Here is a 14,987-nt window from a genome sequence, read left to right on the forward strand (position 1 = left end):
GTGTTATTAGCACCATCACTGTAATTTATTTATGGAGATGGTCTGCTATACTAAAACCAGTCAGTGCTTTATTAAAAGCGCTGACTGGTTTTTTTTGTCAATCACCCTTTCATTAGTGTCAATTAAGTCAATAAATAGGAACTATTATGCAAGTTTATCTCGTCGGCGGCGCAGTACGTGATCGATTGCTAGATCGTCCTATTAAAGACAAAGACTTCGTTGTCGTTGGGGCGACAGTAGCAGAGATGATTGCTGCTGGATTTCAACAAGTCGGCGCTGACTTTCCTGTGTTTTTGCATCCGACCAGTCATGAAGAGTATGCGCTAGCACGTACCGAACGCAAGCAAGGACGAGGCTATCAGGGCTTTAGTGTCCATGCCAGCCCTGAAGTGACACTATTAGAAGATTTGCAACGACGCGACTTAACCGTCAATGCCATGGCAATCGAAGTCACGAGCCTCACTGACGACACTCCTATCAGTGGCGAAGTAGTCGATTATTATGGTGGACTGAGTGACATAAAAAGCAAAACCCTACGCCATGTCTCCAGCGCTTTTAACGAAGATCCATTACGAGTGCTTAGAACGGCGCGCTTTTATGGGCGTTATTATGACTTAGGCTTTACGATTGCTGATGAGACCTTGGCATTGATGCGCCAGTTGGTCAGCTCGGGCGAACTGTCACATTTGAGTAGTGAGCGCATTTGGCAAGAATCGAGCCGCGCAATGATGCAGGTCTCTCCTCAGGTATACTGGCAGCAACTGTTCGAAATAAATGCTTTAACAGAATACTTTGCGCCCTTACATCAAACGTGGGGCGCTAATGGTCACATACGAGAGACGGTACAGACCGCGCTGTATTTCGCGGGTCAAATGCAATTAAATCTATCACAACGCTGGGCGTTATTACTGTCCAGTCTTAATCCAGCGTTGTTTGGTTTAACACCCAGTGAAACGATGCCTGCCACAAAAGCTATTACTGAAATAGGCAACGCCGCTAAAGTACCAAAAGCTCAAACTCAGTTTGCGACTTTATTCGTGCAGCAAGGCGAAAAATTAAAACGTATAAATGAGCTTAATGCGAGTGAAAAAATAGACCTTATCCAAGCCTGTAGTGCTCATAAAGAGCCTGATAAGCTCTCGCAACTGCTAGTGACCAGCCACGTGTTACAACTCGCCTCTCAGCACCGTGAGATGATGCTAGCCTTAGGCAGCTTCCATGCTATCGGTGTCAAATATATCGAATCAGACCTCAAAGGTCCAGCGATTGGTGCGGCATTGCGACAAGCCAGAATTGAACACTTACAAGCGCACGATATGTCTTTAATACCCTCTGAAAAGATGGCTTAAAAATTACTCTCAAATGTCTACTAAAACTTAACTATGAATCAAAAAATCAACACCTCTCTAGCAGAAAATACCGTTGCACCAGTGATGCTCGTGACTGGCAGCGCTAAGCGTATCGGTGCCGCCATTATCACAGCCGCACACCGTCAAGGCTACCGTGTCATTATCCATTGTCATCATAGTGAGCAAGAAGCCAATGCCCTAGCCGATGAGCTCAATGAAAATCGAGCCGATAGTGCCGTGGTAATCGTCGCTGATTTGGCAATCGTTAATGACAGCTCGGCTCTTAGCCAGTTTATTGAAAATATCATAGGAAGTTTTGGTCAGCTCGATGTGCTAGTACATAATGCCTCACGGTTTTATCCGAGTGCGCTTGGTAGTATCGAAAAAGCACAATGGGACGAATTGTTTTTGACCAATGCAAAAGCGCCCTTACTATTAAGCCAAGCGTTATATCCGTATCTGAAAGCACGGCAAGGTTGCATCATTAGCCTACTCGATATCCATGCGCACAATAAACCATTCAGCACTTATACCGTCTACAATATGGCAAAGGCTGCACATCGGATGATGGTACAATCTCTCGCACTCGATATGGCACCTGATGTGCGCGTCAATGGTGTTGCCCCTGGGGTCAATATATTACCTGAAATCGATAGCGACCAAGCGCTTGATAATGAGCAACAACACAGCATTATCGACTCTATTCCTATGCAAAGAATAGGCAAACCAGCTGACATTGCCCATTGCGTGCTCTATTTGGCTGGCGCAAGTTATGTGACTGGCGAGACTATCGCGGTTGATGGCGGGCGTAGTTTGACGTTGGCTGGTGGCAGTTATTAACAAGTCATCAAATACTCTGCGCTACTTGTTAACTTTTACTTGAAAAATTCAAAAAATAAGGTATCATTGTCCGTCTAGCGTTAGGGCCCATAGCTCAGTTGGTTAGAGCAGAGGACTCATAATCCTTTGGTCGTAGGTTCAAGTCCTACTGGGCCCACCACATATTAAATCAGGCTTGTTCGCAGCGATGCGGCAGGCCTTTTTTTATGAGGTTTTGTGAGTTTTACGAATATCTTGGTATGTGGCGAACAGTATAGAATATTGGTATATTTGTTGGTATAGATTATACCAACTCGGAGATATACCAACATGCCATTAACTCATACTATTATCAACAAACTAACCCCAAGTGAAAAATGCACCCCTAGCCGCCCTGATAAGCATAGTGATGGCGATGGCCTTCAATTATGGGTAAGACATACAGGGAATAAAGTTTGGATCAGTGCTTACCGCTGGCAAGGTAAACAACAGTCACTCACTTTGGGCAAGTATCCAGTAATAACCTTACAGCAAGCACGCCAGCGCAACCTAGAAATAAAGCAGCTTATTAATGAAGGTATCAACCCAAAAGAGAGAAAAAAGGAGAAGCTTGCCGAACAAGACGGGTCAAAGCTTTTTGATACCATAGCACAAGCGTGGTATGCAGACCGTAAAACCTTTTTAGCGCCAAGTACGTTTAGTCGCAACTATTCAGCCTACATACGCGACGTTAAACCAGTTATCGGCCATAAGCTTATCGACGATATTACATCACCTGATATTTTAACGATTGGTAAAAATGTCGAGCAACGCGGGGCTAATGAAATGGCGCGGCGCATAATGGCTGAAGTTGGACAAATATTTAAGCATGCTATTCGTATAGGTGTGGCTACCTCAAACCCTGCAGCAGATTTATCAGCGGCAATCAAACCGCATAAAACTAAAAACCACAGCCGCATTACCTCAAAAGAGCTGCCAAAACTTTTGCAAGATATCAATAACTACACTGGCCATATAACCGTTAAATTAGGTCTACAGTTTTTATGCTACACATTCGTACGTACTAATGAGCTCAGGTTCATGGAATGGTCAGAAATTGATTGGAACGATAAAATTTGGCGTATCCCATCAGATAAGATGAAGATGGATAGACCACATATAGTCCCACTTGCGCCACAAGTCATAAATATATTAGAGCAAATTAAAGAGCTAAACTTCTCAGAACAGTATGTATTCTATAACCCATCTACTCGCAAACCGTACAGCCAAAACGCCTTCATTAATGCTTTATATCAAATGGGCTATAAATATAAAATGACGGGGCATGGTTTTCGGGGTCTAGCGAGTACTACCTTGCATGAACAAGGCTTTAGGCATGAAGCTATAGAATTACAACTGGCTCATGAACAAGAAAACAAAATTAGTAAAGCATATAACGGTGCTCAGCATTTAGACTATCGCAAAGATATGATGAATGAATGGGCGAGTTTTATTGAAAAAATTAAAACAAACTATTAACTAAACATATCAATCTAACTAAAGGTAGTAAAATGTTTGATAACTCTAGAGAATATTATAATTTAGAAGAAGTTAAAGAAGGCTTATCTGCAATTTTCAGTGAGCCTGTCACCCCTTCTATGCTTTATGATTATATTCGTATAAATAAACTAATTCCTTATGTCCTGTATTCAGGAGTAGTTTACGCAGCTGAACATCGAACTGTATTTTCTGCCAAAAAACCTACTGAAGTTGGTTTAATCAATATGTCAGTTTCTTGTACAGCTATCTTTAAAGCTTCAATTGATAATATAGAGCTATTGTCTCACAGTATTGTACCGAGGATAGGATACAGTAGTCTTCTATATACTTTGGAAGATCTTTTAACATACAAAGATGACAAAATGCAGGAACTCATAGACCTAGAGCCTATTGGTTATCGCTTATTTAGTTTAGATAGTGAAATAAATGAAAACAGTAAGTATGAATTAAAATGTGAACTGAAATTCAAATCACGTGATTTGATTCAATTTGCTAATCAGGTACGTGAAAAATTAGAGTTTCACAATATAATGGTAGAACTGAATGAGAAAAAAGAGATTATAAAGAAACTAGAATCTGAAAATAAATCGTTGAAATTAGACTTAAACAAATATAGCTCAGATAAAAATACTAAACAACTGCATTCAATTGAAAAGAGAAATTTGATAAACAGTTTGTTTAGAGGGGTAGGCATAGCTGTAGCAGATTATATATGGAAAATGGATGATAAAGAAAAAGTTATGAAAAAACGCATGGTTCAAGAAGTTCAATCTATTCTATATAACATACAGAGTCCTATGTTACCTGAAGAGTTTGAGGTATCTAAAAACTCTACGATAGACGGATGGTTAAAAGATATTGTTCCTAGCTATGCTAATCCGAATGGTAGACCTAAAAATGAAGACCAAGAGGAACAACCTACTCTTTACATGAAAAAATAAACCCCTAACTCGTAAATTATTCCCGATAACCCCCCTTATCATAGTGATTTGGGGGTTTTTTGTTTTTAGACAGAACTATATTATTCGATACATACCGCAGCATGTCGCTGTGGTATGTATGGAGAAATAAAATGAACGATAAATACAATGATAATGGCTGCAATTCGTCATTAAAAAATGAAATGATTAGGATGTTACCTACTCAAGGCATGTCGCGAGCAAAAGATATTTTACCTTATCTTCCATTCTCGAGAACCACATTGCATGAATGGAGTCGTGATGGTAGGTTTCCTACCTGTATCAAACTCTCACCTTCCATGGCAGTGTGGCGCAATTCAGATGTTATAGAATGGCTCGAGAGTCATGATAGGCCGCTGATTATCTCTAAACAAGCAGGAGGAGAAACTGATGAAAGTTAAAAATAAAAACGCTCATGTTGGTAGCATGAGCGTTACTGATCACGAAAAAGCTACATGTGACTGTAAATTTAATAGAGATCTTTTGAATGTTAATATTAACATGAAAAGCGCTTCTTTGTTACAACATAACATTAATATGTTGGAAATTGATAAATGGCCAGATCCTGAACCACTAGCCAACGACTCTAGCAAGCCTACGTCTTACCCAATCAACGCATTCACAGGCTCATTGCGGCATACCATTGAGGCAATAGCCTATTATGCGCAGGTGCCACTTGCAATGGCTGGTCAGTGTGTATTAGGCGCGTTATCACATATAGGCCAGCAGTTTATTGACGCACCTTTTGGAAATAGTTATAAGCCAGCGAGTTTGATACTAATAACAGAAGGTGAAAGTGGCGCTGGCAAGACTGAGACCATGAAGTTAACACATTTGAAAATTGATGAGTATGAGCAACGACAATATGAACAATATATTGATGCATTAGTATTATGGGAAGCTAAAAAGGAAGTCTTAAATGGCAAGGAATTAAAAGAGTTTCTTGAATCAATACCTAAGCCATATAACCCTGAAATGGTATTCAAAGATATCACAATGGAGGCCTTACTAGATAAGTATGTAAATCGAGAAATTATTGTTGCAACGTGGGCAAGTGATGATGCAGCACAATTTTTCAATGGTCCTTCAATGACTAGTAAGACAGCTGGTAATAGCTTGACTGGAATTACTGACTTATATAGTAGCGGTATGGTCAATCGATCACGGTCACAAAAGACTGCTTTTGCTAACCCACGTACAAAAGCATATGGCGCACGTTTAACCTTGATGTTAATGGCACAGCATGTCATTTTAGAACCAGCATTAAGCGATCCGTTAATGAATGGTCAAGGGCTTTTAGCCCGTGCTTTGATTGCTTGTCCTGAAGATCTGCGAGGATATAGAACATGGAATGACCCAAAGCGTAGAAGTGATAGCTCAGACGACAACCCTTACTTAATAGAATATTGGTCACGCTGTCAAGTTTTACTTGCTACTTTGCCCGCCGATGGGCCAACCGACGTCGCAGACAAATCTGAACGCATCAAAATACAATGGGCAGATGTCACAGCTCAACAGACTTTTGATGACCATATGCAAGCAATAGAAGATCGTCAGAAGCTAGGTGGTATATTTGCCACATTAAAAGCGTATGCATCACGCATGGCAGAAAATGCGAGCCGTATAGCTTCATTGATTGCATTCTTTGAAGGACGTAGGACAATCAATAGTGATGATATTAAACGTGCTTTTATGTTAGTTGAATATTCTACAGCTGAACGCTTACGCTATTTTGATAGCTCGCCTACAGGTGAGCAAAACGATAGTGAGAAGTTAAGCAACTGGCTTGTGAGTAAGGCCAAGAATAAGAATCCTACTATTTTAAATCGTACTGATGCTTTCAACGGAGCACCTATGCCAATGCGCAAAAATAATAAATTGTTGCAAATTGAGTTGGATAACTTAGAAAGTAAAGGGCATATAATACAGTCAACCGATGGCAGAAAAAAAATTATTGAGATCAATCCAAAATTGTACGCATAATACTTAAACCTTTAAATATACTTTTAAATTGCTCCTAGCTTTATAGCTAGGGGCTTTTTTGTTAGTATCCAACACCTAAGCGTACTTTAGTTACATCAAATCAGTGTAGAAGTGCAATACCTAGGCAGTTTAAGACAGCTTAAGCACATTCTGTTATCAAATCAACCCTTTACTATCAAAATGCTATAGCTTGTTTAGGCAGAAAAGGCACACTCTTAGTCATATATAAATATTTATCGCATCTGTTATGGCAGATATATGGATGCCGTTTATTTATTATTAATAAGCGATAGTAAAGATAGCCTAGATTAACACACCAAGTGCAACGCTAAATAATATTATAGAACACCTGGTTTGGCGTTCTAAACCCTAAACGCTTTCTTGGTCGGTTGTTTATTCTATCCTCAATAGCCTGTACTTCATCATCAGATACCTGTCTAAAGTCACACCCTTTAGGCAGGTACTCTCTAATCAAGCCATTGGTATTTTCGTTTGTTCCTCGTTACCATGAGGCATAAGCATCAGCAAAGTAGAATCTACTGTAAAGACGTTCAATATGGTGTTCTTTTATATCAATTATGGCTTCATCTAATGGCAGCATACTTTTTGAAACACCACCTAATTTTTATACATAAATAAGGTTAAATACATTTCAATAAGTGTGCCTCTATTCCTTTTATTGCCCTCATTCCTTGATATCAGAGCTGTCTCATTGTTAACGACAGATGCCTAAATGTGCCTAATCTGCCTAAAAAAATGAGTAAAAAATAGATTTGTTAACTTTAATCGATCGGTATTAGTATCATCAATAAATATCCAAGATACTTCAGCATCCCCGACGAAGCATAATAATCATCTGTCATAGCCATGTTTTTATCAGATAGCCTGTGCTTCTTCTGTACCACTCTCACCTCATAGCCATGAAAACTCTCACGAGCACCGACACGTATTGAGCTATCGAGCTCGAGCTCCTTTTTAACATTACGCACTGCTTGCTCGCTATGTGCCCTAATCTGCCAATAACTGGCATCGATAAGTTGACAACCTACTGTCACGAACTGCTGTAGCATTTTAAGCTGCGTCTCTTTAATCCCAAAATGAATTGATGAAGTATTTAAGTTTTGCTTATCTTTAAATACATCTACGAGCGATTTCAGTCTAGCAGGCTCATCAATTGACATCTGATAAGCACGATCAATTGCTTTAACTAAAACTTCCTGGTTTTTATGTCCCGTCGGCGCTCTTAGCAATAACCTATCATCGGTAAAAATTTGATTGGTACTGTTGTAAATCTTTATAGCCTCATTAACAACGATGCCATGCCGAAGTGCGACCTCTGCCAACTGCCCTGCTCGTTTATCGACGCTTATTTTTTGTAGCTCTTCTAACAGCACAATGACATCATAAATTTTAGGATGAATAAATATAGAAAGCTGAGTATCTACTGCGTCATTTTGCGTGTTTTGCTGGCAAGCTGTATTAGCTGATGGGTTGTTATAAGAAAATAGAGACTTTTTGCTTGCAACCCTGCCAATTAAATAGCCACGCATCTTATCAAGATAAACCTGTTTAGTACTGGCATTATATGCCCTGCCGTCTTGCCTATTTACTGTCTGGTAACCAATGCTAGTTACCATCTCAAATACGGTTATAGGCATAAAAAGTTTGGCTTGACTCATTTTCCAGCCAGCCAGCAAATGAGCGCTATGAATGTAGTGCTCAAACGTAGTATCTGGCGTTAGATGTCCAGCAAGGCTAGCCAGCCCAAACCACATTCCCTTTTCTTTATTATTAGCAAGCACGGCGCTAGCGATAGCCTCGCTATGATCTCTATCATAATCTGTCATCACCTGAGCAAGTGGCGAGTCATTTAATACCAGCGCCAGTTGGCTAATCGATGTATGCCGAAAGCTATGGAAGGTGAAATTATGGGTAAACAGCAATCTATCCCATATTATTTTCATCATATTACTGAAAAATACAGATGGTAGTGGTTGATCGCCTGACCCTTGTGAAAATAAATAGCGGCGCTTTAACCTTTTTTGTTGATAATAGAGTGCGATGAACGGTTGCAACTCATCAATCTTGAAAAGCTTGTCTATCGGTATCACTCGTTTGGCACTGCTGCTTTTAAGCCTACGATAGCGGTTGGGTTTGAGGATTATTTTTGGCGCTTCAATCACTTGGCCATTGATAAACCCTATATCTGTAATGTCGTTAACCTTAGTACCAATGATTTCATTGATACGCATACCAGTGCGATAAGCAAGTGCTAGAACCACAAAGCACAATTGCTTTTGCTCAAAATTTAAATTTGATGACTGCACATACTCTTTCATCGCATGATACACACGCGGTGACACCATCTCAGCTTTTACTGCCTGCCGATTATTGCCCCATGGAAAATACACATAAGGCGCATCAAAGTTTATACATTGATGACCATGAAATGCACGCAGACGCCCATAAGTAAATTTCTGGCTGTCTTTTAGGCGGTCAAGATGAGATAGCTGTTGACCAGTAGCATTGTTATCATTATCTATACCACTAGACGTATCATCAAACTCTGTTGACTTGCACAGTACAGACAATTTGCGACCATCTTTTGCCTTACTCTGAATAATCTGCTCGTATATCTCTTCAAAATCCTCACTTTCCCACTGATCAACGTCCTCATCCATCGTTAGCATCAACCAGTCGCGACCAATGCAGCCGATATATTTACTGATGGTATTGAGCCGAATGCTATGATCATCCAGTAATGATAACGCCCAGCTAAGCAAGCGTTGCGCATTAGGCTGGCTAGCGTCTGTCATTAATATTGTGATAGTAGAAATAGCAGCGTTTCTAGTTAATTTGAGTGCATTTTGCAACTCTTTGATCAGATTTTTGCTAAAGCTTGGGTAAGCTGTAGCATCTCTCTTACATTGTGATGCTCCTACCGTCTGATAACTGGCATCAAACAGTTCAGACCACTCGAGTGGCTCAGGACTTGGCTTGATGAGCTCTCGGTTATAATTTATGAGCTTATCCGTAGACAAACCTGTGGTTTTAATATTACCTTGCTTCACCACGGAGAGCGCACCATCAATCAGGCTACCTTCTAGCTGTCGCCAGTGGTAGTTGGCATATTTGATGAGCATTGAGTGCTGCGGGCGATCAATATCTTTATTGGTGAGTTGAAGCGTTTTTGAGATATTTTTGATTATGATATTAAATGGCTTGATCTTGGCAGTGTTTAACTCTTTATCCTGTAGAGCGTATAAAAAACACAAGCTCATATCATCGGGAATATAATCGACGAAACGCTTTAGACTTTCACTCTCATCAGCCGCGCAGCCATAATTATCATCAGGTACGCTAAGCGGTATTATAGCTAAATGCTCTACCCTGCTTTTTTCATCAGTCGCTGCCATGTCAATCTGATAAATCTGACGTTCATCAAATAGCCAATCATAGAGCGCTTTTAACACCTCAATGTCGTTGATACCGCTATACATGATGCTGCAATATAGTAATCCCTCAACCAAGTCATTCACTGAAAAACACCGTTTTCGTTGCCAAACCTCCATCATTATCGCGCTACTGTCTGCTACAGCGCGTCCATGCACAAACCAGTCATAGTTAATGGTCAAGCGCTCACGAGTCGCCAGTATCGGTACCACAGGCTCGTTAAGGTATATCTGGTGAGCTTCATTATAATCACGAACAAACTCTAAAAACCCGCGCCGCGCCAATTGGAAGTTTTGAGCGGTATCAAAACTCTCCTCTAGTAACTGGTTAATCGCTTCGTAATGATGCTGAAGCTCACAAGGCGATTGCATAGGATATTGATTGATATATTCTTTAATTAAGGCTTTAGCATCATGCTTGATACTATTTTTAGCTTCTTCTCTATTCAGCTGTCGCAGTTTATGGGCGCTAATATTATCCATATAGGCGAACCTCAATTTGTTTTAAGTGAAGGTCTGTAGCAATCGCATCTAAATGGGGACTGAGCTGGTGCAGCTGATTGATAAAGCTTGATGACATTGGATGCATAAATTCTTGATTAGGATGCTCATGACCGTAAAGCGCGCAAATCAGATAGTCAGGCACACGCCCTGTGAGCATGGATCTCAGCTGATGACGTAGCCAATTATCCTGATGACTAAAAAAGTCCTGCAACTGATAGCGGACTCGGCTTGGCGTAATACTGGCAAAGCCTTTTGGATTTTTTTGGTAAATTTGAATGAGGGGTTGTTCTGATTGCAAGATGGCATTAATGGGATAAGGCGCTGCTGGACATAATGAATTATAGATGGCAGCAAATTGCTTAATATAAATAATGTAGTTTTGAATAGCCGTTATCAAAAAATTGCTAAGAGGAATGAGCCTACCATCAGACTGCGCATGACGCTCTTCTTTGTCAGATACCCATAGCATGCGCCGCTGAAGGTCAAACTGGTGTAGCAAGCCTGGTGCATGCTTGACTGGGCGAATACCGGTTTGGATCATGACAATATGCCACAACCAAATACTATAGCTATTAAACTGCGCAATATAGCGATCCATGTGGGATTTTAGTTTCCCGTTAAAGCTCTCGGCACTGACAGCCAATTGATTAAAGAACTGCTGGCACATTGTGGTCTTTAGTGCCATATCACTACCAATGTGGCTTCTATGACCGTTCATCGGTACGCTACACTCATCTATTAAAAGTGCTTTTTGCTCATCATTACAGTATTCAGTTATTAGCTCTACTGCTTTTATATAAGTTTGCTCTAGCTCTACCGTTTTAGTACTAAGGTAATACAGCGCAGAGCTATGCCGTACATCAACACCTGTGATCAGGTCAGCATATAATGGCTTATTAAGCTCGTTTTTGATCAATACAAACAGGCCTGCTTCAATATATTGGGAACTCAGTGCTGGCAGGTTAAGCAGATCTTTAGCATAAGAGATAGCGTCTTTAACAGTATCGGATGAAACGGTAATTTTATCCTCAAGCATAATTTGTAAAGCTTCAGGAATTGCACGATAAAAGGTACTGCCATAGCTTTGTCTGTGGGCAAGCAGATGACTTCGAGTATTGGTCGTCACATCAATCGTGATGGCAATGCTACTAACTTTACGGACACGGTCATATACCAAATACTGCCGTTGACTGTGACTGCATTGCCAATCAGCAATGATGCTATCAATACTAAGACCGCTTAACAGTGATAGTATTAAAACGACATACCCAGTGCCTCCCTCTTTATCAACACTCATAAAGCGTTGCCAAAGCGTGGCAAATAGCATCTGATATCCGGTAATACTTAGCTGACGATGATTGGTTGGGAAATGAAATTGATTACGGCGGGCATGTTGATGGTTGTTCTTTAATCGCCATTGCTGCAGCTCAGAGGATTTAGCAATTTGTGTGGCTGGCTTAAAGTCATTGTCTAGCAAGGGTACTTCGTCGTCATCAGCAATATTTTCAGCGATTGCCACGTTACTGTACTTTTTTGATTGTTTCGTACCAAACACTATTCTTTGTAGCGGCTCACCATTGATATGCGCCACTGTCTTGGTGACTGTTTGAGCCAACTTTACGCGTTTAGTATTTTCAGTATAGGTTTTACCAATAAAAGCCTTATTATCAATCGCTACCTCATAAGCCAACCTAATTTGACCTATTTTACTACCAAGATATTGGTTGGCTGTTTCACCTGTTGCCTCTTCCTGTCTGACTCTTGCCTCATACTGTTTGATGTGACTCAAACATGAGGATAAGCCATCGCACTGATCGTGAATACTGATTAACTGGTCGAGAATGCCACGTTGTGGATCAGAACGCCTTAGCGCCATACGAACACGCACACCAAGCTTATCTATTTTGGCAAAGTGTTTGTTGTGGCGTACTGTGATCATAAATATCACTTTTAAGTAGCCGCTCATAAATCGCCAAACATTATTATTTATATCAACTTCGCCATATGTCTGATAAAAGACTATTAGCATATAGCTGACTGCCCACTCTACTGTTTTACCTTGCCGAATGATTTGTTTAATCACATCTTCACAGTCTATATCAGTAAAGCCTTTAAGATTGTCATAGGGTGTCGAAAACACTAAACCAATATCATCATCTGGCACCAAACTAATCACATCAATCACAAGCTGAGACATTTGTATGTGATATGGTGAATCTATTGGGATAAGCTTGTCCAACACTCGCCTGTCGGTCACATCATGAAGTAATTTAGTGTGACCCATAAGATGTGTCCATCCAATTCAGGTTTTTGGGTAGCCCCAGTATCGCCTCATCATTGGCTACCTTACACTGCTGATACTCATAAGCACTTTGGCTGATACCAGCGAACTGACAATAACTGGCGACCGTTAATCGGTGCACGCCCATTAGCTCACAGATAAGCTGCTTTGGCGAATTCTGATATATCGCTTTAAACAGCATGGGATGATCCACACCATTAAACCTAGATAAACTAAGCACCTCACACCATGCTAGCCGTTTAATGTCATGACTGCTCTCAGGTGCAATTAAGCATGGCTGTCGATATCTAGTCTCAAGCTTCATAACTTCATCAATACGCGCAAAGGTATTAAAAAACTGATAGCTATCTTCTACAGCACACAATCGTAGTGGTTGACGATAATAGTCATCTAAACTTGCCAGCTGTGGTCGCAGTAGAGGTAATCGATGCTGCTGCCAAACCATAAAGGCAGATTTTGCATCAGGATGAACCCGTAGATTTTGTGAGGTAAGCACTACCAACTTTTGGGTCGCTTTAAGGCTTTTATTTTTCATTATAGAACGCCATAACAATCACTATATTATTAATGATACGTTATAACATAACAATTATCAACTAGCTGATTTTATTAAAATAATTAATTATTAAGCCAATAGACAATAAGAACAAAAAGCTCTTAGGAAGTGAGGCTAAATGTCACTTCCTAAAGGCTTAGAATGGGAATATTTCAACTAAATCGAAGTATAAAAATTAACTTTTACTCATGCAAAATAAGTATTCTTGATAATACGATCCTTACTTCTCAGGTAGCAATATCATAGTTTTTCAGGGTATAGCATTATCAACGATAAGCATTGCAAATATTAGAGCGATGGACTGCCTTATGTATAAAAGACGCACTAGGCTTTTGCTGGCATGTCTTAGCAAGCTCTTACTGCTTTTAGGAGTATCAGGTGGCTTGATTGATATCGGGGTTTGAAGAACTGATAATTGTCTTTATCAAGCACACATAACCGTAATACTGGTCGATAATAATCATCTAAGCCTGCCAGCTGTGGTCGGCTCAGAGGCAGCCTATGCTGCTGCCAAACAATAAAAGCACTTCTAGCATTAGGATGAACGGTTAGATTTTTCGAGCTCAGTATTAACAGCTTTTGAGTTGAGCGAAGGGTCTTATTTTTCACGATAAACTGCTCTAAAAATTATTGTTTTATTAATGATACGTTATAACATAACATTATTCAAGCTTATGATTTAATTATATTTATTAAAAATATATTCGCTGCGAATAAGTACAAGGACATTAGAAAAGCCCTCAAAAATAATAGCTAAACCATTATCTATGAGAGCTATGAATACTTCTGATCGGATAGTAATATCGTTATTTTCCAGAGTTTAAAGTGAACGTACGCGTTCAGCTACATTATTTATAAAACCTAATTTTTACTGTCTTCATCAGGTACGTATTTTAATATCTCACATGGTGTCACCTCTAGTACTTCACACAATTTGCTTAGCGTATCGAACTCTATACGAGTCGTCTCATCGTTATAAATTCTATGAAGTGTCGATTTACTAATATCCGTCATCCTTACTAAATCGGCAACTCGAAGTCGTCTTTCTGCTAAAAGCACAGGGAGATTACAAGAAATCACAATAAAATCCTTATTGGTAAGTAAAAAATACTTGCCAGTGACTACTTTTCTGCTAGAATAATACTCGTTGGCAATAACTAAGTTTCCGTCAAAAACTATTTTATGCTGACTAACGCTTTATTATGTCATATACCTATCTTGCTGCTCAATAGCTGGCTAATGATGATAGGTGCGACTGGTTCAATAGATATCATTACTATAAAAAGGTAATGCTAGCCGTAGGTATCAGATCATTAAAAAGGAGTACGTTGTGGGCATCAGCATTGAATGGAGCATGACACAAAACGCTTGGGACAAACGGGTCTGTGAGGATTATTGGGCCTATAATCATAAAATCAGCTATGTGGATTATATTAGTTTACTTTGTCAAAAATATAGCATTAGTACCCATACGTTATTTGAAACCGTAAGCCAATGCTACGCTTGCTTAGATGATGTGTGCTG

General features: G+C 39.9%; 10 protein-coding genes, 1 tRNA gene and 1 pseudogene. 8 read left to right on the plus strand and 4 right to left on the minus strand.

Features of this window, described 5'->3' with window-relative positions:
• The first annotated feature begins 146 nt into the window (after positions 1–146).
• The 7 genes from JMY08_RS08600 to JMY08_RS08630 all read left to right on the plus strand — a co-directional run bounded on the left by JMY08_RS08600 (position 147) and on the right by JMY08_RS08630 (position 6,649).
• A complete protein-coding gene (locus JMY08_RS08600; protein WP_201592887.1) occupies positions 147–1,349 on the plus strand; it encodes a tRNA nucleotidyltransferase in 1,203 nt (400 codons plus the stop codon).
• A 33-nt stretch (positions 1,350–1,382) separates the two neighbouring features.
• Complete coding sequence (locus JMY08_RS08605) at positions 1,383–2,189, plus strand: pteridine reductase (protein WP_201592889.1); 807 nt, start codon at positions 1,383–1,385, stop codon at positions 2,187–2,189.
• Positions 2,190–2,272: 83 nt separating this feature from the next.
• A tRNA-Ile gene (locus JMY08_RS08610) sits at positions 2,273–2,349 on the plus strand.
• 149 nt (positions 2,350–2,498) lie between these two features.
• Positions 2,499–3,686: a tyrosine-type recombinase/integrase gene (locus JMY08_RS08615; RefSeq protein WP_201592891.1), complete on the plus strand. Its 1,188-nt coding sequence runs from the start codon at positions 2,499–2,501 to the stop codon at positions 3,684–3,686.
• A 32-nt stretch (positions 3,687–3,718) separates the two neighbouring features.
• Positions 3,719–4,648, plus strand: coding sequence for a hypothetical protein (locus JMY08_RS08620; protein WP_201592893.1), 930 nt, complete (start codon positions 3,719–3,721; stop codon positions 4,646–4,648).
• A 131-nt stretch (positions 4,649–4,779) separates the two neighbouring features.
• On the plus strand, positions 4,780–5,067 hold the full coding sequence (locus JMY08_RS08625) for a helix-turn-helix transcriptional regulator (RefSeq protein ID WP_227679641.1): 288 nt from the start codon (positions 4,780–4,782) through the stop codon (positions 5,065–5,067).
• Positions 5,057–6,649, plus strand: a complete 1,593-nt coding sequence (locus JMY08_RS08630) for a DUF3987 domain-containing protein (RefSeq protein WP_201592895.1) — start codon at positions 5,057–5,059, stop codon at positions 6,647–6,649. The genes JMY08_RS08625 and JMY08_RS08630 overlap by 11 nt, the downstream gene beginning before the upstream one ends.
• A gap of 782 nt (positions 6,650–7,431) precedes the next feature.
• Here JMY08_RS08630 and JMY08_RS08635 read toward each other — a convergent pair.
• From JMY08_RS08635 to JMY08_RS08650, 4 genes are all read right to left on the minus strand, one after another.
• Complete coding sequence (locus JMY08_RS08635; protein WP_201592897.1) at positions 7,432–10,584, minus strand: tyrosine-type recombinase/integrase; 3,153 nt, start codon at positions 10,582–10,584, stop codon at positions 7,432–7,434.
• Positions 10,577–12,889: a hypothetical protein gene (locus tag JMY08_RS08640; RefSeq protein ID WP_201592899.1), complete on the minus strand. Its 2,313-nt coding sequence runs from the start codon at positions 12,887–12,889 to the stop codon at positions 10,577–10,579. Before JMY08_RS08640 ends, JMY08_RS08635 begins: the two co-directional genes overlap by 8 nt.
• A complete protein-coding gene (locus tag JMY08_RS08645; RefSeq protein ID WP_201592901.1) occupies positions 12,876–13,442 on the minus strand; it encodes a hypothetical protein in 567 nt (188 codons plus the stop codon). Before JMY08_RS08645 ends, JMY08_RS08640 begins: the two co-directional genes overlap by 14 nt.
• Before the next feature lie 882 nt (positions 13,443–14,324).
• Positions 14,325–14,543 carry a helix-turn-helix domain-containing protein gene (locus JMY08_RS08650; RefSeq protein WP_075101008.1) on the minus strand — a complete coding sequence of 73 codons (219 nt, stop codon included), beginning with the start codon at positions 14,541–14,543 and terminating at the stop codon, positions 14,325–14,327.
• 250 nt (positions 14,544–14,793) lie between these two features.
• Here JMY08_RS08650 and JMY08_RS14010 point away from each other — a divergent pair.
• Positions 14,794–14,987 (plus strand): annotated as a pseudogene (locus JMY08_RS14010) (hypothetical protein); the annotation flags it as partial.

The sequence above is a fragment of the Psychrobacter sp. Pi2-51 genome (assembly GCF_904846665.1).
GTDB classification, from domain to species: Bacteria; Pseudomonadota; Gammaproteobacteria; order Pseudomonadales; family Moraxellaceae; genus Psychrobacter; species Psychrobacter glaciei.

What these genes read in the sequence shown, in the direction of transcription:
- JMY08_RS08600 (WP_201592887.1), top strand. Translation starts at nt 147, where the DNA reads ATGCAAGTTTATCTCGTCGGCGGCGCAGTACGTGATCGATTGCTAGAT.
- JMY08_RS08605 (WP_201592889.1), top strand. Translation starts at nt 1,383, where the DNA reads ATGAATCAAAAAATCAACACCTCTCTAGCAGAAAATACCGTTGCACCA.
- JMY08_RS08615 (WP_201592891.1), top strand. Translation starts at nt 2,499, where the DNA reads ATGCCATTAACTCATACTATTATCAACAAACTAACCCCAAGTGAAAAA.
- JMY08_RS08620 (WP_201592893.1), top strand. Translation starts at nt 3,719, where the DNA reads ATGTTTGATAACTCTAGAGAATATTATAATTTAGAAGAAGTTAAAGAA.
- JMY08_RS08625 (WP_227679641.1), top strand. Translation starts at nt 4,780, where the DNA reads ATGAACGATAAATACAATGATAATGGCTGCAATTCGTCATTAAAAAAT.
- JMY08_RS08630 (WP_201592895.1), top strand. Translation starts at nt 5,057, where the DNA reads ATGAAAGTTAAAAATAAAAACGCTCATGTTGGTAGCATGAGCGTTACT.
- JMY08_RS08635 (WP_201592897.1), bottom strand. Translation starts at nt 10,584, where the DNA reads ATGGATAATATTAGCGCCCATAAACTGCGACAGCTGAATAGAGAAGAA.
- JMY08_RS08640 (WP_201592899.1), bottom strand. Translation starts at nt 12,889, where the DNA reads ATGGGTCACACTAAATTACTTCATGATGTGACCGACAGGCGAGTGTTG.
- JMY08_RS08645 (WP_201592901.1), bottom strand. Translation starts at nt 13,442, where the DNA reads ATGAAAAATAAAAGCCTTAAAGCGACCCAAAAGTTGGTAGTGCTTACC.